Below are 22,080 nucleotides of genomic sequence, written 5' to 3'. Positions count from 1 at the left end.
GATACGCGCGCCGCTTCAAATCATGCCGATCCGGTCGATGCAGGCCAAGGTGGCGCCTTTTTGGCGCAGTTCGGCCGCAAAACCGGCCGGCAGTTCGCCCTGCCAGGCCTTGGGCAGCAGCACCCGGTCGCCCGGCACCGCTTGCTTTAGTATCAATTCCAGCTTGGGTTCGCGGCCTTCGACCGTGTCCACTCGGCCTGCATGCCAGGCGCTGGAGCAGCCGGTTGCGATCAGGCGGCCGCGCGGCACGAACTCGCGGCCGCGCGCGAGGCGGTCGGCCATCACCAGCGCCAGTTGGTACGATCCGCCTTGGAAGCGCGCCTGACCGAAGCGCACCACGCTGCGCCAGCGCCCCAGTCCTTTGCCGTCGAAGTGTCGGGCGCCTGCCAGGGTCTGGCGCACTTCCAGTTGGGCGCTGAAGTCCAGGCCGGGAGCGGCGATGCTGTCTTCCTCCGTCGCTGCGGCGTCGCTTTCGATTGGGAAGACGCTCACCTCCACCCATGTCAGGCTGTCATGGACGCCGCCGCTGTGCAGCGGGAACCAGGTGCGCACGGTGGAGACGGCGGCCGATGGATCGGCGTGGCCGCTCAATGCGCCCAGGTGGGTAATGTGCAGGATCTGCGGGGAGGCTTCGCCGTTGGCCGCTGGGCCGCCGGCGATGATGCTGTCTTCAGGAGCGATATGCGGCTGGGCGCAGGCCGTTGCGGGCGTCGGGCCGCCTTGCACGCGGCCCAGGTGCCAGCTGTCGGACCAGCCTTGGGCATAGATGCGGCCCGTTGGCGCGGGCTGAAACAGGCCGCGCACCATACGGTCCGCCAGCACGGCGGCCAGCTCCCAGTCGCGGTCCGCGGCGCCGGAAGGGATGTCCATGCTGAGGACGACCTGGTCGCGGCTATCGAAGCGCACCTCGGTGTGACGGGCCAGGCGGACGACTTCCTGCATGCGCTCGGCGACGACCGGGGCGGCGGCCACGGTGCATTTGACGTCGGCGCGGTTGGCGCGCGGGCGGCGGCTGGCGGTGATCGTCACTACGCGGCCGTCGGCCAGCACGCTGCGGCATTCGGCGTTGGCGGGGACGTGGCTGGCCGAGAGCGTGGCGGACGCGGTGGGCGTGGTCGACGGCGTCGGCGTGATCGGCGTGGTCATAGCGTTGGCTCCGTGCGGGGCGCGTACGGGGCGCGGCGGAAGGCCAGGCCCGTTTCGAGGTTGGCGCAGATGCGGTCTGCTTCGTCCAGCAGCCCTGGCCATTGGGCATGGGCGGCAAGCTGCAGGCGGGCCAGCAGCGCCCAGGCTTCGTCCAGCGCCTGCACGGCGAGCAGGGTCTGGCCGGTGCGGCGTGCCTGCTCCTCACGCGGCAGCGGCTGGTCGGGCGCGGCCCAGGCCAGCGAGGGCATGGTGTTGACGTTCAGCGCGGCCATGCCGAGACGCAGCAACAGGGCCTGGTGCTGCTGGAAGACAGGCAAGCCTTCCGGCAGGACCAGCACGCGCAGGCCGCTGCTCAGGCTTGGCAGTTCGAGGAACAGGCGGCGCAGGCCGAACGCGTCCTGCCGCGCGGTTGCCGGTGCGGCGTCGGGCCGTGTGGCGCCAATCGACGCCACCGAAGCCACCGATGCCACCGGCGCCCGGTCGGCTGGCGGCGCGGCGGCGGCGGCGAAACTCTCGGCAGCAGCGGCGACGGCTTGCTCGGCTGCGCGGACTTTCAGCACATCGGCGAAATCGATCTGATCGCCCAGGTCGACCGGCACGCAGTCGTCCACCGTCACGCCAAAGCGCGTGTACATCAGCTGATTGAGCCCGGCACGGAAGGCGTGCCACTCTTCGAGCGAGGTGCAAGGCGGCAGATCCAGCGCGCCCTGGGCCAGCTCGATTTGCAGCGCCGTCTGCGCCGACACGCGGAACGCCTCGACGTCCAGCCGCTCCGCCATCTCGCTGTAAAGGTATAAATCAAACCTCTGCCGCTCCACGCGCGGGTTGGCGGCATCGACGACAAACCGCAGCCGCAGCGCCCATTCCGGCGCCGCCGCAAACGGCGTCAGATGCACCGTGTACGGACCTGGATGAAAACACACGGCCACCTCGCCCTGCTCGCACGCCACCTTCCCCGCTGCCGCGCGGCGCGCATGGCCGCCGGCGTTGAACACCACCACCGTGCTATGAACCGGCGCAACGTCCCCCGCATCGAGCCTCAGCGCGATCAAGCTGGTTCCCAGTCCGCCCGTATCGGCGGCCGGTTTGCGGCGCAGGGAAAATATGCCCATGGTCTAAGCCGGCACCGGCTCTACGGCGAAACCCGCACCGTACATCTGGAAATGCCGCGCCGGTGGCGTGGCGAAGGGCCAGCTGCATTCGCACTCGCCGTCCGCATCCAGACGTCCCTGCAAAATGATCGCGCCGCCACCGTCGATGACGCGCACCATCACACGCTCACGCAGCAGGCGCGGGGCAAACGGTGCCTCCGCCGACAAGCCCAGGATCACCTGCCAGCCCTCGCCTTGCGACAGGAAGTGCAGCGTCCAGCAGCCGTCGTCGGTCGCCAGCGATTCCAGCGCCGTGGCCGTGGCGGCGGCGCGCAACATGCCGCTGCTGCCGGTCCACACCGGATCGTTGGCTGCCTGCGGCGATTGCGACGGCGCGGCCTGCCGCTCCAGCGACAGCTGCCGGAAACGCCGCAGCGTCAACGGCGAGGCCGATAGCGCCTGCCGCTCGTTCGGCGTCAGCACCCGGCTGCCGTCGAGCGCCGCCAGCAGCGTGGCGTCGGCCAGCATCAGCCGGTCGCCCGGCACGGCGCGGCCCAGCAGCAGGCGCTCCCGCAGCCGCGCTTCTTGCTCATCGTGTGCTGATTTCAATTCGTTCTCCTTCATTTCGCCGCCAGGCCCTTGCCGGTATTGGCCGCGTACAGCTTGTCGATCGCTTCGTTGCGGCGCTTGCGCAGCGTCGGCATCGAAATCTGGTCCAGCGCCGCCAGTTGCTGCAAGGTCGGCAGCTCGCCGGTGGCCGGGTCCAGCCAGGCGTCGGGATAGGTATCGTCCGCGACGCCGAGCAGTTTCTGGTACACGGCCAGCCGGATCGGCAGAGACTCCGCGCTCAGTATGCGCAGCGCCCAGCTCCCGGATTCCTGCGCAGACCGCGCCAATTCAAGATAGCGGGGGGGCAGGGAAAGCGTGCCGGCCAGCGCCTGCTCGGCCGCCAGATCATGCGCCAAGTCGCGTGCATCAGGCTCCGACGACGCCGTGGCGGCGGCGCCCTCGTCTTCCGCGTCCGCGTCCGCGTCGCCAGGCGCCTCGTCCGCCGCCGGCTCGGGCAGAATACGGTCCTCGTCCTGCAGGCCGCCGTGCGCCTCCTGCTGCTCGGACTCGCCGATCACGCGCCAGTAGTCTTCCAGCCACAGGGCCGCCTCGCCGGCATCGCCCTGCCAGTCGTCGGCACGGTCCATATTCGCCGACAGTTCCTCATAATCGCCGATCTCCGCCAGCATCGCCGCGATCTTCCCGGGACTGTTTTTCAGGCTGGCGAAACGCTTGGAGCGGGTGTGCAGCGGCCCGGGCGAACCGGCGTAGCGCTCCTGCGATTCGCTCCAGCGGATGATCCACTCCGCCTTGCAGCCGCCGATGGACTTCATCTGCCGCACCTCGATCGGGCTGCCGTCCAGCGGACGCCCGAGGATGGCGCCCACCTGCCCCGCATGCTGCCGCCAGTCGGCGAACAGGCCGGCGATCTCGCGGTACGCGGTGTCGAGCATGCGGTAGGTGTAGATTTTGTTGGGCGAGCAGTCGCGGCCTGTGGTGGCGATGTAGCTGTCGGCGTCGACCTTGTCGCGCAGGCCTGCGTACATATCGTTGACCTTCTTGCGCATCACGCCCTCGGCGGCGGCGTCGAGCCAGAAGGCGCCGCTGCGCGCATGTTCGGCGGCGACGGCGGCGGCGAACGCCAGCCAGAACGACGGCTGCGCCTGGAGTTCGAACAGCAGGCTAAGCGACAGCTCGTACACGCTGTCGCCATAGCTATTGCCCTCGGCCTCGGCGCGGGCCGAGCGCGCGCCCGCGCGCAGCGCTGCGGCTACCGCATCGGTATAGCTGTCGAGCAGCGGCGCGTGCTGCCCGGGGTCGAGCAGCTGGTGCATCTCAAGCTGCCGGAACGCCTGCAGCGAGCAGTGTCCGAGCAATTTGCGCACCTGTTCCCAGCCGTGCTCCTGATAGCGGGTTCCTGGCAAGCGCATACAGTCCTGTCAATAATAGAAAAACGAAAATGAGCGCGCTATGGCGGACGCCTCAAAATCATGCCACAAAAGCGGCGATTTCATTATCCCGTTTACAAGGCTATTTCCCCTTCTGTTCGCGGTTCTGCGACGCCAGCGTGGACAGCACGGCCGCCAGCACCGGCGCCGCGTGTTCGCCGCCGGTGACGCCCGAGTGGCTGACGAAGGCCGCCATCGCCAGCCGGTGCGTCTGGCCCGGCAGGCTGCCCGGCTCCAGCCAGCCGGTGAACCAGACCGTGGCCGTGTCGCCGCCGCTGGGCGCGGTGCCGGTCTTGCCGTACAGGCCGGGCCGCACGCCCGCCAGCGCAGCGCCGCCGAAAGCACCGGCGCCGGTGCCGACATCGATCACGCCCTTCATGCCGGCGCGGATGCGGTCCAGGCGGATGCCGACCGGCTTCATGTCCGGCACCACGCTGTCGCTGCGGCCCAGCGACAGCAGCATGCGCGGCGCAACCACCTTGCCCTGCCCGACCGCGGCGGCGGCCAGCGCCATTTGCAGCGGCGTCACCTGCATGCGCAGGCCGATCGACATCTGGCGCAGTTCGTGGCGCGTGTGGATCGGGTCGATGTGGGCCGGTGTCGCTTGCAGCGCGTCCCAGCTGCGCCAGTTGAAATCGGCCGGCAGCAGGCCGCCGTCCAAGCGCAGCGTCTGTTCGAAGCCGAGGCGGTGCGCGGCCGCGACGATGGGGCGCACCGCATCGAGCGCGTCGGCGTCGAGCGCCTGCAGATCGGGGGCGCCGCCGTCGGCGCGGCCGAACAGGCTATGGTCGCTCAATTCGCCGGACCAGGCGAACCAGGTATTGAGGCTGTAGGTCAGCGCCTGCGCCAGTCCCAGGCGCCCTTCCTGCGCGCGGCGGTCCAGGCTTTGCTCGTGGTAGTTGGTGATGTGGGCCAGGCGCGGATTGAGCGGATAGCTGGCGGCATCGGTCTGGAAGCCGAAGCCGCGCTGCTGCGCCAGACGGTTGATGGCGGGCAGCGGCATGCCGCCCAACAGCGCGTCGATTTGCGGATCGCTCTTGGCGGCCAGCTCCAGGCCCAACGCGCTGACCACCTTGAAGGTCGAGCCGGGGCTTTGATGCGCGCCGCCGTCGTGCTGCAAGGCGGGCAGGCGCAGCGGGCTGCGCGCGGGACTGGTGCGGTCGAAGTCGCGCACTTCGGCCCAGTTGGCGGCGCTGACTTCGCCCGTCCCCGCGCCGGCGGCGGCCAGCACGTCGCCGGTTTCGGTGTCGAGTATGACCAGGCCGGCGTGGCGCCCTTCCGGCGCAGGCTGCCCGCCGTTGCAGGCCTTGCCGTCCCAGCGGCCGCGATGCATGCCGATGCAGTCCAGCACCCGCTGGCTCAGGGCTTGCAGCGGCAGGTCCAGCGTCAGGCGCGCGCCGACCGCCGCGCCGGATGCGCGCGAGACGGTGGCGTCGGATGCGGGCAGGCGGGCCAGCATGCCGGCCACGCTGTTGGCGTGGTCGGCGCTGACGCCGAGCAGCGGCGCCAGGCCGGCGTCGATGGCTGGCTGGGTCGGCGCTCCGTCGGCCCACAGCAGCGTGCCGTTGCGGTCCTCCAGCTGCACCGGCGACGGCGCGGCGGGACGCGGCATACCGGGCGCGGCGTCGCCAGAGACGGGCGACAGCGCCTGCCACACCAGCCGGCCGCCGGCGACGCGCAGGTGGCGGTACTTCTGGTCTTCCGGCGCATGGAAGTCCAGCGGCTGCACGGTGAGCTGCACGGCATGCGCGCCGGCTTGCAGCGTCAGCGCGATCTGCTGGACATCCGCATCGTTGGCGCAGGCGCGGCCGGTACATGCTGGCGTCAGTTGCGCGCTGGCGCCGACGGTGCCGGTGACGCGGCCTGCCAGCAGCATCCGCACCACTTCGCCCCCGGCGGCGGCACGCGGCAGCGTGAGGCTGAGGCGCACCACGGGACGGGCGCCCGACACTTCGCCCGCCTGCGGCCAGCGCGCCACGCGCGTCCACGGCTGCCAGCCCTGCGGCAGCGATGCGAACAGGCGCGATGCGGCGACCGGCATCTGGCTGGTGGTGGCGACCATCACCGGCGCGCTGCCCGACGCGGCGTCGCTGCCGGCGGTCGCGCTCCAGTCCATGACCATGCCTGCCGGCGCCTTCACGCGCCAGGCCAGCAGGCGGCGTTCGCTGTTGTAGATGTCGATCTGCTGGCGGACATAGGCGCCGTCGGCCTGGTAGTACAGGCGCTTGAAGAGTTTGTGCGTGGCGGCGCCGGGCTTGACCTGCTTCCAGCTGTCCAATTCGGCCACGCGCTCGGCGGCGCCGGCGGCCTGCCATTGCGGCAAATCGCGCGGGGCCAGTTCGATCGCGCCGCCGGCGTTCAGGCGGATCAGGCCTTGGGCTTGCAGTGCGTCGAATAGCGACTGGTCTTCCAGCGCTGCGGGAGCTGTCGCCGGCACTTGATAAGAACCCGCCGCCAGATTGGCGCCAACCGCGCGGCCGCGTGCCGGGAATGCCACCACCAGCGCGCCGGCCGGCGCAGCGGCCGATGCTGCGCCCTGCGGCGCCAGGCGATACATCTGTACCACCAGCTCGCCGGCCTGCGGGCACATGGCGTTGGAGCGGCGCTCGATGCGCAGCGCCGACGCGGCGCCCCATAGCAGCCATCCCTGCTGGCGCAACGCCACCTGGCCGCTGGCGCCCTGCTCGACCTGGCCGAGGCTGGCGTCGCTGATCCAGCGCGCGTTCCCCTGCGCGCTGCGCCAGCTCAGTCGCAGCGGCTCGCCCAGCGGATCGACGAAGTCGGCGCGGGCGGTGCCTTCGATTTGTATTTCGGGGACGGCGTCCGCACCGGCGCCGCTGTCGGCCACCAGCAGCACGTTACGCAGCGAGATCTGAACATCCGATTCCTCGTTGCGCTTGACCCAGCGCTTGACGTCATCGAAGCGATAACCCAGCCGCAGCGGCAGCAGGCGGGCGTCGGTGGGGCTGCGCATCTGAGTGCACAGGTCCACGCGGACCGGCGGCGCGGCCTGCATGCCGGCGGCCACCAGCAAGGCGCCATCGGCATGGATGCTGGTGCTGATTCCTGCCTGCGCCGGCACGGTGAAGGCGGCACCTGGCAGCGCAGATTGAAAGGCGTAGGCGGCGCGCACGCTGTTGACCGCTTGCGGCGTGCTGACCGTCGCCGCAGCCAGGTGGCGGGCGTGGCCGGCGATCAGCGCGCCGCCTCCCGCCAGCACGCAAACCGCGACGACCGCGATCCACATCGCGCGCTGCCGCCCCGCAGGCTGCGCCGCGCCACCGGCAGCAGCACCGTAACCAGCCTGTCGGCGTCCGGCGTGCGGGGGCGGCACGATCCGCATCGCTGGACGGCCGCTCATGCCGGCGCGCAGATTGGCCTGCCGGCGGCGTGCGCGGCGGCGCTCGGCCCAGGCTTGCAGGATGGTGGTGATGTATCGCGGCATAAGCCCCTCGCGCTGGTGGACGGTATCTGCCCAGCCTTAGCGGAGGGCCCGGGAAAACCCGGCCGCAGCGGCATTCCATGGCCTAAAAGATATCGTCTTATCGCGTTTATCTGCATTTCGGACCGCCAAAAGCGCACCTCGTCGCAATCCCGTGGCGGCTGGACGGGCCTTTGCATAAAGTGAGCACATCGAAACACACTTTTAACCACCGAAAGGAAGCAAAATGAACGTCCTGAAAAACTTCGAAGCCCTGTTTGTCGTGACCCTGGGCCTGGCCTGCGCCGCCAACTACGTCCTCGACGACACCACTGCAACGCCAGCACCGGTGCAAGCCAGCTACACCGCACCAGCTGCCGCCAAAGGGATGCAAGTCGTGGTCGTCGCCGCAAAACGCCTGACCGCCGAACAGAAAAAACAGTCGCTGCTCGACGAAAGCAAATCCGTGCTGGCTGCCGACACCACCACTGCGAGCAAAATTTGAACGCCCGAGACCACTTCGCCTGGACGCGCCGCCACCCTGCCGCGTAACAGGCGAAGCCTTACACCGCTTAGCACCGTTTCAGATACAACCCGCAGCACCTCCCCCTCAGCAGTCCCTCTGTGCGCCATCGCACACAACTCCACACAGCTTTGTGTCAGATGTAAAAAGTTGCATCTCTGGGAGCCAGCCCCGGTGCCGCTTGCTATAGTTCGTTTCAAGCGTTGAAGTAGAACGCGCAAACGGAGAACACATCATGATCAAGCGCTCGCACAATATTTACGCTGCCGCCATGCTCGCCCTGAGCGCAGCAGCTTTCGCTCCAGCCATCGCGTCCGCGCAAGTCGGCGTCAGCGTCGTGATCGGCAACGCTCCACCGCCTGCGCGTTTCGAAAGCATCCCGGCGCCGCGCCACGGCTACGTCTGGGCGCCTGGCTACTGGAACTGGGACGGCCATCGCCACGTCTGGCTGGCCGGCCGCTGGGAAAACGAACGCCGCGGCGCCGAGTATCGCCGCGCCGAATGGATACGCGAAGGCGGCGGCTGGCGCCTGGACCCGGGCGGCTGGGTGACGGTGAGTTCCGTTCCAACGCGGGTCGACTACGTGACCGTCGCGCCACCGCCGCCGCGCTATGAGGCGGTGCCTGGGCCACGTGTCGGCTATATCTGGGCTCCCGGTTACTGGGACTGGCGCGGCAACCGCCACGAATGGATAGGCGGCAGCTGGATTTCTGCACGGCCGGGCTATGTGTACGCGCAGCCGCACTGGGTGCAGCGCGACGGCCGCTGGCTGCGCGAGGAAGCCCGCTGGGAGCGAGGCCCGTACGGCGACCGCGATCACGACGGCATCCCGAACCGCTACGACCGCGATCGCGACGGCGACGGTGTGCCTAACCGCTACGACCGTCGTCCGGACAATCCGCGCCGCGACTGATGAACGACATTGAATTCGAAGTATTGGCCACGGCCGCCTTCAAGGGCGAGCGCGTGGCCGCTCGTCGTCTGGCCGCCCGTTCGAATGTGAGCGAGGCGGCCGCGCTGCATCAGGTGCTGGTGCAGGTGGCCGGTGCGCAGGGCTTGCCGCAGCTGCTGGCCGAGCGTGATGCGCTGCGTCTGCGCGACGAGGAACGGCGTTCGGCAAGGATCGCTGAGAAGGCGCGCTTGCTGGAACAGCGGACGGCGCGCATGCGGCCTGCCGCCGATGGTTGGCGCGGCTGGTTCGATGGTTCTGCGCATCCGAATCCGGGGCAGATAGGCATCGGTGCGCTGCTGTGCGGGCCGGACGGCGAGCGGGTGGAGATCAGCCGCCGCGCCGGTTATGGCAACAGCGGCGAGGCGGAGTATCTGGCGTTGACGGCTTTGCTGGAGGCGGCCGGGCAGCTGGGCGCCACAGGGCTGGTGGTGCATGGCGACAGCCAGGTCGTGATCAACGATGTGAATTTGAGCGAACAGGCCGTAGCGGCCGGCCGTGGTGCAAAAGGCCTGGAGGAACATCGGCAGCGCGTGCTGGCGTTGATGGCGCCGTTGGGCGCGGTCAGCCTGCGCTGGGTGCCGCGCCACCGCAATGGTGACGCGGATCGCTTGTCGAAGCAGGCGATTGACCGCGCGCTGATGGTGCGCGGGGACGAATAATCAGCGCCTAAGCGCTCGTCTAACCAGGAGAGTATCTACATGGGGTGCACCGCCCCACGCCCTGTGGCAAAAGCCCGATTTTCGCCCCTGCTTTCCTCTATTTTTTCAAGGATTGAACTATCTCCGCGACTCCCGGTCTAACTTGGGGAAAGCAGAAGAAAATAGGGGAGAAAACAGGATGAATACCACAATGACCGTGCAGCTGCCTACCGATACCCTGCTCCAGCTGATAGAAAAGCTGCGCCGCCGTGGCGGCTCGCAAGACATTTCGGAAGCCATGACGCAAGCGCTCAAATGCTGGCTAGACCCCACCAGATTGGCGCCTGGCGCAGATCCCGAGGGCCTGCACGGCTACCAATGGAAAACGCTGTTCCTACCCGAAGGCACCATCCTGAAGTCGTGGAGCTACGGCGAAAACAACTACGCACGAGTTGAAGGTGACCAAATCATCCACAATGGCCGCGCCGTTTCGCCGAACCAGTTCGCGCAATCGTTCGCGCGCTCAACGCGCAATGCATGGCAGGATTTATTCATTCGCCGCCCGGGCGACAAGACCTTCAAACTAGCGTGCCGACTGCGCGACGAGCTGATCGCCGCCTCGAAAACGCCTGTGCCAGCGCCTGCCGCAATCCCGCCGTTGCCCGCGGCATCAGCGCAGGCGTTACCAACGCCGCAGACACCGCCACCAGCTAGCGCACCACCGCGCAACACTGACCGCGCGCCCGGTTGGGAGTTACCGGAGCGGAGAAAATTCCGCTACCGGCTGGAAGACGTCGCCTTTTAGCTCAGTAACAAAGGCGGCTGCCCGAGCTCAGGCGCGGCTGGTCAGGCGCAGCGCTGGCGATACCGAAGCAGCGCGTGGCGCCTTGGCGCGCGAGCGCGACAAAGACGTCGACGCCGAACCATCCACCTTGAACACACTGACCGCCTGCGCCAGCGCCGCAGCCTGCTGCTGCATCGATTCGGCTGCAGCTGCGGCTTCTTCGACCAGCGCAGCATTCTGCTGCGTCACGCCGTCCATGGCGCCGATGGCTTGATACACCTCGTTGATGCCAGCACTCTGCTCGGTGCTGGCCGCCGTGATCTCGGTGATGATGTCGCTGACGCGATGCACGCTGCTGACAATTTCATCCATCGTCAACCCGGCGTCGGCCACCAGCTTGCTGCCCTGGTTGACCTTCTCGACCGAATCGCCGATCAGCGTCTTGATTTCCTTGGCCGCCGACGCCGAGCGCTGCGCCAGGTTGCGCACTTCCGACGCCACGACCGCGAAGCCGCGACCCTGCTCACCGGCACGCGCCGCTTCCACCGCCGCATTCAAGGCCAGGATATTGGTCTGGAACGCGATGCCGTCGATGACGGCAATGATGTCGACGATCTTGCGCGACGACTGGTTGATCGAATCCATCGTATCGACCACCTGCGACACCACCTGCCCGCCCTTCACCGCCACCTGCGCGGCCGATGCCGCCAGCTGGTTGGCCTGGCGCGCGTTGTCGGCGTTGTGCTTCACGGTCGATGTCAGCTCCTCCATCGACGACGCGGTTTCTTCCAGCGCGCCGGCCTGCTGCTCGGTGCGGCGCGACAGATCCTGGTTGCCCGCCGCGATCTCGCTGGACGAGGTGGTGATATGGTCGGTGCCGCTGCGCACTTCGGTGACGATGCCCAGCAGGCTGGCGTTCATCTCCTTCAGCGCCGACAGCAGCTGGCCCGTTTCATCGCGGGCGCTGTCGTCGATATGGCCGGTCAGGTCGCCGCCGGCGACGCGGCGCGCAGCCGTCACCGCCTCTTGCAGCGGACCGGTGATACCGGTGGTCAGCAGCCACGAACTGACGGCGCCGAACGCCAGCACCAGCAAGGCCAGCACGTACAGCAGGTTGCGGCTGCTGGCCGCCACTTCATCGATGTGAACCGCGGTGGCGTCGATCTTCGCGCGCTGCATCTTCAGCAGCTCCTGCATCAGCGCCTGGTAGCTGGTGGAGCCTGGACGGAACACATTGGTGAACACCTTCTCGGCTTCATCCATCTCGCCGGCGGCCTTCAGCTTGGCCACCTGGTCGCGCGAGGACAGATAGATCTTGCGCTGCTCGCCGATGCGGCCGAACAGTTCCTGCTCGTCGGCGTCGACGATCAGGGCTTCCACTTTCTTTTGATATTCGGCCGAGATGGCCGACGAGGCTTTCGCTTCTTCCGCAAAGAAGGCCACCAGCGACTGGTCGCTGCTGCGGGCGATGGCGGTGGTGCGGCGGATAGCGCTATCAATCTTGCTGGACCAATCGGAAATCATGCGCTCCTTGGCCAGCGGCACCTGCATCATGTCGCGCGTGGCCGAGGCCACGCCTTGCAGCCGCCACACGCTGATGCCGGTGATCAGCATGGCGAACGCCAGGATGATGGTGAAGCCCAAGGCCAGGCGCTTGCCGATACTGATATTGGCCAACATAGTCATACTCTTGCCCTTAAAAGATCAAAGTCATACTACGGAATCAGCATCGGGTCATGCCCGGCGTGATGGTGTGTGCGTCAGGCCGCCAGCGCGGTGTTTTCGATCAGGCCCATATCGGCGCTGGACATCAGCTTGTCGATATCGATCAGGATCAGCATGCGCTCGTCCAGCGTGCCCAGGCCGACGATGTGGTCGGTGTTCACCACCGAACCGATTTCCGGCGCCGGCTTGACCTGCTCGGGCGTGAGCGTGGTCACGTCGGAGACGCGGTCCACCACCATGCCGACCACGCGGTGGCCGATGTTGAGGATGATGACCACGGTGAACTGGTCGTACGACGGCGTGCCCAGGCTGAACTTGATGCGCATGTCGACGATCGGCACGATGATGCCGCGCAGATTGACCACGCCCTTGACGAAGTCCGGCGCGTTGGCGATGCGGGTGGGGGTTTCGTAGCTGCGGATCTCGGCTACTTTTTGGATATCAATGCCGTACTCTTCCTGGCCCAGTGTGAAGGCCAAATACTCGCCGGCGGGGGTCGTTGCGTGCAGTTCGCTTACATTACCAGACATGGGGTTTTCCTTCATTGCTAAAGTGACTGGGCGCAATGTTACCTCAAGTCAAGTAATCACGCACCAAATAAATGCACTAGAGCAATAAATAGACTTACCGCAATTTCCATCTTGGTTTTTCGATCATCAGGCCGGCCTGCGCGGGCAGCGGCCGCAGCACGGTGGTCAGCACGCTGCGCGGCGTCAGCGCCTGGCGGGCGGCGTCCATCTCCGGCAGCAGCCGCCTGGCGGGCGGCGCGGATGTGGCGGAGGTGCTGGCGGCGGCCGGGCGGCCGGGCTGGCGGTTGTCCTCCCCCTTGATCTGGAAGTGCGGCGCGACGGTCGGCGTGTCGTCCAGCGCCAGCGCGGGCGCGCAGGCCAGGGCCCACAACATCGGTGCACACGCCAGGAAGTTACGCATCGGATTACCTGTTCTTATCAAATATGGTTGCATTTTGCACAATCTCATCGTACTTGGCAAGCAAACAATTTTTTATCCCCATAAAGTTCCACTGCACAAGGGCTGAATCAGGCTGTATGATCTTCCAAAAAACAGAACGTCCAAACATCACGGGAGACCGATGAATAGCTTGCTCAACAGCTGGCACCCGCGCCTGGTCGGCCTGGCCAGCGCCGCCGCCGGCACCGACGGCGCCCACGACACCAACCACCTGCACCGGGTCTGGCGCAACGCCGCCCTGCTGCTGGACGACTATCCCGAGGCCGACGCCCTGGTCGTGCTGGCCGGCTGCTACCTGCATGACCTGGTCAACCTGCCCAAGAACGATCCCGAGCGCCACCTGGCCTCGCGCAAGGCGGCGCTGCTGGCCAGCCGCCAGCTGGCCGAACTCGATTTCCCGCCCAACAAACTGGCCGCCGTCGCCCACGCGATCGAAAGCCACAGCTTTTCCGCCGCCATCCGCCCCGAGACCATCGAAGCCAAGATCGTCCAGGATGCCGACCGCCTCGACGCATTGGGCGCGGTCGGACTGGCGCGGCTGTTCTACACGGCCGGCCGCATGGGCACCGGGCTGGCGCATGCCGACGATCCGATGGCGCTGCACCGCGAGCTCGATGAAAAAGCCTACGCGATCGACCATATCGACACCAAACTGGCCACCCTGCCCGGCAAGATGCAAACCACGGCCGGGCGCCAGCTGGCGCAAACCCGCCTCAATGAACTGACCGCCTTCCGCGACCGCTTTATCGCCGAATGGGCCGCCAGTCCGGCCACGCCCTGACCCTCTTCCCTACGCTCTCATGACCACGCCCGATACCGCAGCATCCGCCGCCCCCGCCGCATCGTCCGCCAGCGCGCCTGGCAACCTGAACTTCGTCCTGATCTGCGTCTTCATCGACATGCTGGGCATCGGCCTGATCGTGCCGGTGCTGCCGATGCTGGTGGGCGAGTTCACCGGCACGCGCGAGAACCAGGCCCACTGGTTCGGCATCATGAGCGCGGTGTTCGGCCTGATGCAGTTCATCTTCATGCCCATGCTGGGCGCGATCAGCGACCGCATCGGCCGCCGCCCGGTGCTGCTGTATTCGATGGCCGGCATGTGCATCAACTTCCTGACCACCGCCTGGGCGCCCAACCTGGCCTGCCTGTTCATCGGCCGCGTGGTGGGCGGCATGTCGTCGGCCAGCATGTCGGTGGCCTCGGCCTACGCGTCCGACATCTCGACGCCGGAAAACCGCGCCAAGAGCTTCGGCAAGGTCGGCGCCGCGTTCGGCCTGGGCTTCATCTGCGGCCCGATGCTGGGCGGCCTGCTGGGCAGCGTCGACCTGCACCTGCCGTTCTACGTGGCCGGCGCGCTGTCGGCGGCCAATTTCGTCTACGGCTATTTCGTCGTGCCGGAATCGCTGCCCGCGGCGCGCCGCTCGCCCTTCAGCCTGGCCAAGATCAATCCGCTGTCGGCGCTGTTCAAGCTGGCCGGCCGGCGCGACATCCGCGGCCTGATCATCACCTTCGCGCTGGTGACGTGCGCGCAGATGATGCTGCAGACGACCTGGGTGCTGTACACCCACTTCCGCTTCAACTGGACGCCGGGCCAGAACGGCGCGGCCATGTTCTGCGTCGGTCTGATGGCGGCCGTGGTGCAGGCCGGCCTGCTGGGCATCCTGATCAAGCGCTTCGGCGAAGTGCGGCTGTCGATGATGGGGATGTGCTCCGGCGGCATCGTCTATCTGCTGTACGGCCTGGCCACGCAAGGCTGGATGATGTATGTGCTCATCATCTGCAACGTGCTGTCGTTCGCCATCGGTCCGGCGCTGCAGGCCATCGTCTCCAAATCCACGCCGCCCAACGAACAGGGCGAGTTGATGGGGTCTTTGCAGTCGATCAGCAGCCTGGGGGTGATCTTCATGCCGCTGCTGGGCACCGCCATCCTCGGCGAAGTCAGCCACCTGCCGGCCAACGACTGGCGCATCGGCAGCACCTTCTACCTGTGCGCGGTGATGCAGACGATGGCCATCCTGGTGGCGCAGCGCTACTTCAGCCGCCACCACATGCAGGCGGCCAAGCCATGAGAGTGCGCGGCATCGCCCTGTCGATGGCGCTGTGCGCGGCGCAAGCCGCCGCCGCCGACTGTTCGCGCGACATCGCCGTGCCGGTATCGGCCAGCGGCGCCAGCGTGCAGGTGGAAGGCGCGCATATCGGCGGCATCTATCCCGACCTGCTGCGCAACATGGGCGCCCGCAACGGCTGCAACTTCGTCTTCAACCTGGTGCCGCGCGCGCGCCAGGTGGCGATGTACAAGGACGGCAAGGCGGACATCCTGGTGCCGGCCTCGCGCACGCCGGCGCGCGACCTGCTGGGCACCTTCGTGCCGATGATAGGCCATCGCGCCATGCTCATTTCCGTGGCCGGCCAGCGCGCGCCGATCGCCGACGCCAAGGCCCTGCTGGAACGGCGCGAACTGCGCGTGGCCGTGGTGCGCGGCTTCGACTACGGCGATCACTACACGGCGCTGATCAACGAGTTGGGCAAGCAAGGCCGATTGTTCGTCGAAGTCGATGTGGTGGCGGTGGCACGGCTGCTGCACGCCGGCTCGGCCGACCTGACCATCATGGGGCCGACGCTGATGGCCGGCGCGATCCAGCGCGACCAGCGCGTCAAGGGCATGCAGGACAAGCTGCGCATGGAAGCCATCCCCGAGCTGCCGTGGCACGAGAGCGGCGCCTACGTGTCGCGCGCGCTCAAGCCGGAAGACCAGCGGGTGCTGGTCGACATGCTGGAAAAAATCGGCAAGTCCAACCAGGTGATGGAAGGCTACCGCCGCTACTTCCGCGCGGACGTGCTGACCGACAGCGTGCGTCCGCGCTAAGCCGCGCCTACTTGTTCTCCACCACCGGCAGTTCCAGCGCGCTGCTTTGCGCGCCCGCGTGGTAGACGCGCAGCGTGGCCTTCTGATAGTCGGCCGGCTTGGCGTAGAAAATGTTCTGCACATAGGTCTGCGGATTGCGGTCGTACAGCGGGAACCAGCTGGACTGGATCTGCACCATCACCCGGTGGCCCGGCAGGAACACGTGGTTGGCGTTCGGCAGCGCGAAGCGGTACTTCTCCACCGCGTTTGGCACGATGGCCGACGGATGCTCCAGGCTGTTGCGGTAGCGGCCGCGGAAGATATCCATCGCGATGCCCAGCTGATAGCCGCCCAGCTCCGGCTGCGACGGCACCTCGTCCGGATAAACGTCGATCAGCTTGACCACCCAGTCGGCATCGCTGCCGGTGGTCGATGCGTACAGGTTGACCATGGCCGCGCCGGCGATCTGCAAACGCGTCTTCAGCGGCTCGCTGACGTAGCTGAGCACATCGGTGCGGTCGGATACGCCGCGCTGGTCGCTGACCAGCCATGGCCGCCACACATTGGCGTCGTTCATATGCACCGGGCGCGGCACGAAAGGCACGGGCTTGGCCGGGTCGGACACGTATTCGTCGTAGGCGGCGCCGTCCTTCGGCGCGTCGAAGTCCAGTTTGAAGCCGGGCTTCAGGTAGACCGGCTTCAGCGGCGCCGGGCAGCCCTGCTCGCAGGCCAGCGGCCAGCGCGGCAAACGCTGCCAGCGGTTCACGCCGGTCTGGTAGAACAGCACAGGCGGCGTGTCGGCCACCGGTGCGCCGTCCTTCAGGTACTGGTCGAGGAAGGGCTGCATGACGTCGCGGCGGAATTCCAGCGCGGTGTCGCCGGTGAACTTGAGCACGCCCAGGCTGGAGCCTTCGTAATTGACGCCGCTGTGGCGCCACGGTCCCACCACCAGGAAGTTCTTGTTATTGGCCGTGTCCTGCGGCTCGACGGCCGAGTAGAAGGCGTGGGCGCCGTAGATGTCTTCCTGGTCCCAGTAGCCGACCACGGTCATGGTCGGCACCTTCATCTGGCGCTTGCCCAGGATCTTGTCCAGCGCCTGGTGCTGCCAGTAGCTGTCGTAGGCCGGGTGCTCGAACAGCTTGCGCGTGAAGTTGAGCTGGTCCAGGCCGAACTGTTTGGAGTAGTCGGCGGTGGAGCCGGCGCGCAGCACGCCTTCGTAATCGTCGTAGACGCCGGTGGCCAGGGTCTTGCCGCTGCCCTTGGCGGCGGTCTGGCCGGCGATGTAGGACAGGTTGGGCAGGCGGAAGGCGCCGTTGTGGAACCAGTCGTCGCCGCGCCAGCCGTCGACCATCGGGCTCATCGGCACCGCGACCTTGAGCGCCGGATGCGGGTCGACCAGCGCCATCAGCACGGTGAAGCCTTCGTAGGACGAGCCTATCATGCCGACCTTGCCGTTGCTTTCGGGGACGTTCTTGACCAGCCACTCGATGGTGTCCCAGGCGTCGGTGGTGTGGTCGGTGCGGGTGTCGTTGAGCGGGCCCTTGACCGGGCGGGTCATCACGTAGTCGCCCTCGGAGCCGTATTTGCCGCGCACATCCTGGAACACGCGGATGTAGCCGTTTTCCATCATCACTTCATCGCCCTGGCCCACCGTGGCCAGCACGCTGGGGCTGACGTTGCGCTGGGCGCGGCCGCTGGCGTTGTACGGCGTGCGGCTGAGCACCATGGGCGCATGCGCCGCGCCCTTGGGGATGACGATCACGGTGTGCAGCTTGACGCCGTCGCGCATCGGTATCATGACGTCGCGCTTGACGTAGTCGGCGTTGGGGACGGCGGTGTCGAACTTGGCGGGGATGTCCGGCGCCATGGCCGGGGTGGACGTTTGCGCCGTTGCGGCGGAGACCATCAGGGTGGAAAGCACTGCCACTGCAAGTACGCGCATAGTTGCTCCGGTAAGGGGTATTGCTCAGGATGGGCAATACTACCTTATCGTTACGATTAATGCATGGGCTTGAGGAGCGCGGCCGCGCGCGCCGCACCTTGACAGACCGCCGCTGAACTGCAACCATACGCGCATGAATTTTTCCACCACACTTCACGCCTGCCTGAATTGGCGCCGCTCCTAGCGCGCGGCCACTGTCTACCCATAGTGATGTGATATTTTTATCAACGCCGCCCTTTGTCTGGTGGCGTTTTTTATATTCGTCGCGCCGGACCGGGGCAACGTAAAGGAACCCTGATGAGCCTGACCGAACAGTCCGAAGTTATCGCCACCCCGCCGGCCGCGTCCAAAGGCCCCACCGTGATCCTGACCGGCGACCGCCCGACCGGCCCGCTGCACCTCGGCCACTTCGTCGGCAGCCTGCGCAACCGCGTCGCTTATCAGCACGACTACAAGCAGTTCATCATGCTGGCCGACGCCCAGGCGCTGACCGACAATATGGACGACACCAACAAGGTGCACCGCAACGTAGTCGAAGTGGCGCTGGACTACCTGGCGGTCGGCATCGACCCGGCCAAGTCGACCGTGTTCATCCAGTCGCAGATCCCGGAACTGGCCGAGCTGACCTTCTACTACCTGAACCTGGTGACGGTGGCCCGCCTGGAGCGCAACCCGACCGTCAAGACCGAGATCGCGCTGCGCGGCTTCGAGCGCGACATCCCGGCCGGCTTCCTGACCTACCCGGCCTCGCAGGCGGCCGACATCTCCGGCTTCAAGGCGTCCATCGTGCCGGTCGGCGAAGACCAGATCCCGATGATCGAGCAGACCAATGAAATCGTGCGCCGCTTCAACCGCCTGGTCAACAAGGACATCCTGGTCGAGTGCAAGGCGCTGGTGCCGGAAATCGGCCGCCTGCCGGGCACCGACGGCAAGGCCAAGATGAGCAAATCGCTGGGCAACACGATCAACCTGGGCGCCACTGCGGCCGAGATCACCGCCGCCGTGAAAAAGGTTTATACCGATCCGCTGCACCTGCGCGTCGAAGACCCTGGCCACCTGGAAGGCAACGTCGCCTTCATCTACCTGGACGCCTTCGATCCCGAAAAGGACAAGCTGGCCGAAATGAAGGCCCACTACGTGCGCGGCGGCCTGGGCGATTCCATCGTCAAGAAGCGCCTCGAAGTGGTACTGCAGGAAATGCTGGCGCCGATCCGCGCCCGCCGCGAAGAGCTGGCGCAGGACAAGGGCTACATCATGCAGATGCTCAAACAAGGCACGATGGAAGCGCGCGAAGTGGTGGCCCGCACCGCCGATGAAGTCAAGGCCGCCCTCGGCCTGAGCTACTTCTGAACCCGGTGACGCCGGACGCCCTGCCCTCGCAGCTCGCGCTGCTGTGGCTGGCGGCCGTGTACGGCGTCGCCAGCGTCATCTGCTTCATCGCCTACGCGGTCGACAAGTCGGCCGCCATCAAGGGCCGGCAGCGCACGCCGGAAAGCACGCTGCTGCTGTGGGGCCTGGCCTGCGGCTGGCCCGGCGGCTGGCTGGCGCAGCGCTGGCTGCGCCACAAGACCGTCAAGACTTCATTCCAGATCGCCTACTGGTGCAGCGTCGTGCTGAACCTGGCGGCGCTGGCCGCCGTCTGGTGGCTGTGCACCAACTACTGAGGAACTCCACCATGTGGCATGGCGTGTTGTGTGGATTGCTGGCTGGCGCCATGTGGGGCATGGTGTTCATCGTGCCGGAATTGCTGACGGCGTTCACGCCGCTGGAAATGGCTTGCGGGCGCTACATCGCCTACGGCCTGATCGCCGCCGGCCTGATGCTGCCGCGCCTGCCCGCGCTGCTGCGCCGCCTCGACCGCGGCGACGTGGCCGCCATGGTCAAGCATGCGCTGGCCGGCAACATCGTCTACTACATGCTGCTTGCGCTGGGCGTCAAGTTCGCCGGCGTGGCCGCGACTTCCCTGATCATCGGCGTGCTGCCGATCTCCGTCACGCTGATGGGCCAGAAGGACCACGGCTCGGTGCCGCTCAAGCAGCTGATGCTGCCGCTGCTGCTGGTGGCGGCCGGCATCGCCTGCATCAATATCGACGTCTTCACCCACGACAGCGGCAACGGCGCGCCGCTGCCGGAAAAAATCCTCGGCGTGCTGTGCGCGGCCGGCGCGCTGCTGTGCTGGACCTGGTACTCGGTGGACAACGCCCGCTACCTCAAGCGCAATCCGCATTTCAGCAGCGGCGAGTGGTCGGCCTTGTACGGCGTGTCGAGCGGCTTGATCGCGCTGGTCATCTCGCTGGCGGCGCTGGCGCTGTTCCATGCCGACGTGACCGGCGCCGGCGCCGTGGCCAGCGGCCGCGACTGGACGCTGTTCTGGATCGTCAACGCCCTGCTGGCACTGGGCGCTTCGGTGATCGGCAACCACCTGTGGAATATCGCCAGCCGCAAGGTGCCGCTGACCTTGTCCGGCCAGCTGATCCTGTTCGAGACCCTGTTCGCGCTGCTGTACGGCTTTATCTACAAGCAGCAGTTGCCACGCGTGCTGGAGATCGCCGCCATGCTGCTGCTGGTCGCCGGCGTGATGTGGTCGATGCGCGTGCACGCGCTGGACGCGGCCGGCGAGGCGCACGCCGGCGATTAATCGGGCTTGAGGCGCTCCGCCACCAGCTGCGCCATCGGGTGCTGCTGCAATCCCTTCACCACGCCGCGCTGGTCGGCCGCGTTGCGGTTCTGGCTGACCTTCCATTTGCCCACCAGGCTGTCGATCGGAATCTCGATGCCGATGATGGCTTTCATCGTCGCCGCCATGAAATCGGCCGGCGCGTCGTCCAGTTCCCACGGCTGCGGCAGGCCGCCTTCGTGGGCGGCGGTCAGATGGTCGAGCAGGCGGCGCAGCCAGAACGGTTCGTCCACCACGCGGCCGATGCCGCGCGCCTGCACCATCGCGTAGTTCCAGGTCGGCACGACCTTGTGCGTGGTGCGCTTGGTTTCATACCAGCTCGGGCTGATGTAGGCTTCCGGCCCCTGGAACTGCACCAGGCATTGCGCCCCCGCTTCCAGCTTGCGCCACAGCGGATTGGCGCGCGCCACATGGGCGCGCAGCACGCCCAGGCCGCTGCTGCCCTCGTCGGCGTACAGCATGAAGGGAATCAGGTCGGCGGTGATGCCGTCGGCATCGGCCAGGATCAGCGTGGCCAGCGGATAGGCGCGCATCAGGCCGTGGCGGACTTCAAGGCGATCTTCGGCAAAAGCGGGTTGCAAGTACATGGGCTGTGGCGATGGCGTGGATGACCGGACCAGTGTAGCAGCCGCGCCCACGCGCCGACAGAGCCAGCGCGGCGCCCGGCGATGGGGCCAGCGACGAGGCCAGGATCAGTCGAGCAGGCCGTTCTCGCTCAGCACGTCCTGGATCAGCTCCAGCCGCAGCACGGGATTTTCCTGCAGCAGCAGGCGCTGCTTTTCTTCCACGTCCAGCCGCAGCAGTTCGCACCAGCGGTTCGCCACCCAGCCGGCTTCGTCCAGCCGGTACGGCGGCGCCAGTGGCATGTTGGCGGTGGAGATCTGCTTCTTCTGCAGCGAGCGGATCAGCGCGCCCAGCGCGTTGGCCACGTCCTGCTGCTCGCTCGGTATCGGCACCACCATGTCTTCGGCGACCTCGTCGACCTCGGCCATCCACAGCCCGTGCTTGAGCTGCTCGGCGGACTTGATCTGGAAGCGCGTGGTGCCGACGCAGGAGATTTGCAGCAGGCCGGGCAGCGGCGCGGTCCAGTCGAGGATGCGCGCCATGGTGCCGGCGTCGGACAGGGTTTCGTGCTTGTCCGGCACGCGGGTTTCGCTGCCTTCGAGCAGCGGCACTACGCCGAATTCTTCACCTCGGGCGATGCAGCGCTTGACCAGGTCCAGGTAGCGCACTTCAAACACCTGCAACGGCAAATGCCCATCAGGGAACAGGATGGTATTCAGCGGAAAGAGAGGGATGGATGCCATTTCGCTATCATCGCACGAAATGGCTGAAATCGGTCTAGACAAGCACGTCTAACCTTACGGCTT

At 66.9% G+C, this 22,080-nt stretch carries 21 protein-coding genes; 10 read left to right on the top strand and 11 right to left on the bottom strand.

The genetic code is table 11. From position 1 onward, the window contains the following. Positions 1-15: 15 nt before the first annotated feature. The 5 genes from GEV01_RS29245 to GEV01_RS29225 form a co-directional block, all read right to left on the bottom strand. Positions 16-1,146, bottom strand: coding sequence for a hypothetical protein (locus GEV01_RS29245; RefSeq protein WP_152809738.1), 1,131 nt, complete (start codon positions 1,144-1,146; stop codon positions 16-18). Next, positions 1,143-2,258, bottom strand: a complete 1,116-nt coding sequence (locus tag GEV01_RS29240; protein ID WP_152809736.1) for a hypothetical protein — start codon at positions 2,256-2,258, stop codon at positions 1,143-1,145. The genes GEV01_RS29245 and GEV01_RS29240 overlap by 4 nt, the downstream gene beginning before the upstream one ends. 3 nt (positions 2,259-2,261) lie before the next feature. Further along, positions 2,262-2,846, bottom strand: a complete 585-nt coding sequence (locus tag GEV01_RS29235) for a hypothetical protein (RefSeq protein WP_328595656.1) — start codon at positions 2,844-2,846, stop codon at positions 2,262-2,264. Positions 2,847-2,857: 11 nt separating this feature from the next. Continuing rightward, the gene (locus GEV01_RS29230) at positions 2,858-4,216 is read right to left on the bottom strand and encodes a hypothetical protein (RefSeq protein ID WP_152809732.1); all 1,359 of its coding nucleotides are present in this window, start codon (positions 4,214-4,216) and stop codon (positions 2,858-2,860) included. Positions 4,217-4,316: 100 nt separating this feature from the next. Beyond that, positions 4,317-7,679, bottom strand: a complete 3,363-nt coding sequence (locus GEV01_RS29225) for a penicillin-binding transpeptidase domain-containing protein (protein ID WP_152809730.1) — start codon at positions 7,677-7,679, stop codon at positions 4,317-4,319. A 223-nt stretch (positions 7,680-7,902) separates the two neighbouring features. Here GEV01_RS29225 and GEV01_RS29220 point away from each other — a divergent pair, with 223 nt between their 5' ends. The 4 genes from GEV01_RS29220 to GEV01_RS29200 all read left to right on the top strand — a co-directional run bounded on the left by GEV01_RS29220 (position 7,903) and on the right by GEV01_RS29200 (position 10,573). Then, entirely contained in the window at positions 7,903-8,160 is a 258-nt protein-coding gene (locus GEV01_RS29220; protein WP_008447741.1) for a hypothetical protein, read from the top strand. Positions 8,161-8,413: 253 nt separating this feature from the next. Then, positions 8,414-9,091, top strand: a complete 678-nt coding sequence (locus GEV01_RS31560) for a thrombospondin type 3 repeat-containing protein (protein WP_408014840.1) — start codon at positions 8,414-8,416, stop codon at positions 9,089-9,091. Next, positions 9,091-9,789, top strand: a complete 699-nt coding sequence (locus GEV01_RS29205) for a ribonuclease HI family protein (protein WP_152809728.1) — start codon at positions 9,091-9,093, stop codon at positions 9,787-9,789. The genes GEV01_RS31560 and GEV01_RS29205 overlap by 1 nt, the downstream gene beginning before the upstream one ends. Positions 9,790-9,967: 178 nt before the next feature. Next, on the top strand, positions 9,968-10,573 hold the full coding sequence (locus GEV01_RS29200) for a hypothetical protein (protein ID WP_235914624.1): 606 nt from the start codon (positions 9,968-9,970) through the stop codon (positions 10,571-10,573). A 27-nt stretch (positions 10,574-10,600) separates the two neighbouring features. Here GEV01_RS29200 and GEV01_RS29195 read toward each other — a convergent pair whose 3' ends face one another. The 3 genes from GEV01_RS29195 to GEV01_RS29185 all read right to left on the bottom strand — a co-directional run bounded on the left by GEV01_RS29195 (position 10,601) and on the right by GEV01_RS29185 (position 13,207). Beyond that, a complete protein-coding gene (locus tag GEV01_RS29195; protein WP_152809727.1) occupies positions 10,601-12,238 on the bottom strand; it encodes a methyl-accepting chemotaxis protein in 1,638 nt (545 codons plus the stop codon). A gap of 74 nt (positions 12,239-12,312) precedes the next feature. Next, on the bottom strand, positions 12,313-12,807 hold the full coding sequence (locus tag GEV01_RS29190; RefSeq protein WP_051077248.1) for a chemotaxis protein CheW: 495 nt from the start codon (positions 12,805-12,807) through the stop codon (positions 12,313-12,315). Between the two features lie 94 nt (positions 12,808-12,901). Continuing rightward, positions 12,902-13,207: a hypothetical protein gene (locus tag GEV01_RS29185; RefSeq protein ID WP_152809725.1), complete on the bottom strand. Its 306-nt coding sequence runs from the start codon at positions 13,205-13,207 to the stop codon at positions 12,902-12,904. Positions 13,208-13,367: 160 nt separating this feature from the next. Between GEV01_RS29185 and GEV01_RS29180 the strand changes: the two genes are divergently transcribed. Genes GEV01_RS29180 through GEV01_RS29170 form a run of 3 tightly spaced genes read left to right on the top strand, consistent with a single transcriptional unit; the run spans position 13,368 to position 16,112 of the window. Continuing rightward, on the top strand, positions 13,368-14,027 hold the full coding sequence (locus GEV01_RS29180) for an HD domain-containing protein (RefSeq protein ID WP_152809722.1): 660 nt from the start codon (positions 13,368-13,370) through the stop codon (positions 14,025-14,027). 19 nt (positions 14,028-14,046) lie between these two features. Next, on the top strand, positions 14,047-15,315 hold the full coding sequence (locus tag GEV01_RS29175; RefSeq protein WP_152809720.1) for a TCR/Tet family MFS transporter: 1,269 nt from the start codon (positions 14,047-14,049) through the stop codon (positions 15,313-15,315). Continuing rightward, complete coding sequence (locus GEV01_RS29170; protein ID WP_152809718.1) at positions 15,312-16,112, top strand: substrate-binding periplasmic protein; 801 nt, start codon at positions 15,312-15,314, stop codon at positions 16,110-16,112. The genes GEV01_RS29175 and GEV01_RS29170 overlap by 4 nt, the downstream gene beginning before the upstream one ends. 7 nt (positions 16,113-16,119) lie before the next feature. Here the strand turns inward: GEV01_RS29170 and GEV01_RS29165 are convergent, their stop codons facing one another. Further along, positions 16,120-18,033, bottom strand: a complete 1,914-nt coding sequence (locus GEV01_RS29165; protein ID WP_152809716.1) for a CocE/NonD family hydrolase — start codon at positions 18,031-18,033, stop codon at positions 16,120-16,122. Positions 18,034-18,330: 297 nt separating this feature from the next. Between GEV01_RS29165 and trpS the strand changes: the two genes are divergently transcribed. From trpS to GEV01_RS29150, 3 genes are read left to right on the top strand one after another with little or no spacing between them, the layout of a single operon-like run. Next, positions 18,331-19,383, top strand: coding sequence for a tryptophan--tRNA ligase (gene trpS / locus GEV01_RS29160; protein WP_008447731.1), 1,053 nt, complete (start codon positions 18,331-18,333; stop codon positions 19,381-19,383). A gap of 5 nt (positions 19,384-19,388) precedes the next feature. Then, positions 19,389-19,697 carry a DUF1294 domain-containing protein gene (locus GEV01_RS29155; protein ID WP_328595655.1) on the top strand — a complete coding sequence of 103 codons (309 nt, stop codon included), beginning with the start codon at positions 19,389-19,391 and terminating at the stop codon, positions 19,695-19,697. 11 nt (positions 19,698-19,708) lie between these two features. Beyond that, positions 19,709-20,671, top strand: coding sequence for a DMT family transporter (locus GEV01_RS29150; protein WP_152809712.1), 963 nt, complete (start codon positions 19,709-19,711; stop codon positions 20,669-20,671). On the opposite strand, the gene GEV01_RS29145 is transcribed toward GEV01_RS29150, so the two are convergent. Both GEV01_RS29145 and GEV01_RS29140 read right to left on the bottom strand, forming a co-directional pair. After that, entirely contained in the window at positions 20,668-21,297 is a 630-nt protein-coding gene (locus GEV01_RS29145; protein ID WP_152809711.1) for an FMN-binding negative transcriptional regulator, read from the bottom strand. The two genes, GEV01_RS29150 and GEV01_RS29145, sit on opposite strands and share 4 nt — an antisense overlap. Positions 21,298-21,402: 105 nt before the next feature. After that, a complete protein-coding gene (locus GEV01_RS29140) occupies positions 21,403-22,017 on the bottom strand; it encodes an LON peptidase substrate-binding domain-containing protein (RefSeq protein WP_070272064.1) in 615 nt (204 codons plus the stop codon). Between the last annotated feature and the right edge of the window lie 63 nt (positions 22,018-22,080).

The sequence above is a fragment of the Rugamonas rivuli genome, assembly GCF_009380165.1.
Taxonomy (GTDB): domain Bacteria; phylum Pseudomonadota; class Gammaproteobacteria; order Burkholderiales; family Burkholderiaceae_D; genus Rugamonas; species Rugamonas rivuli.
Note: the sequence above shows the minus strand (reverse complement) of the source record. Positions and strands in the feature narration are given on the sequence as shown.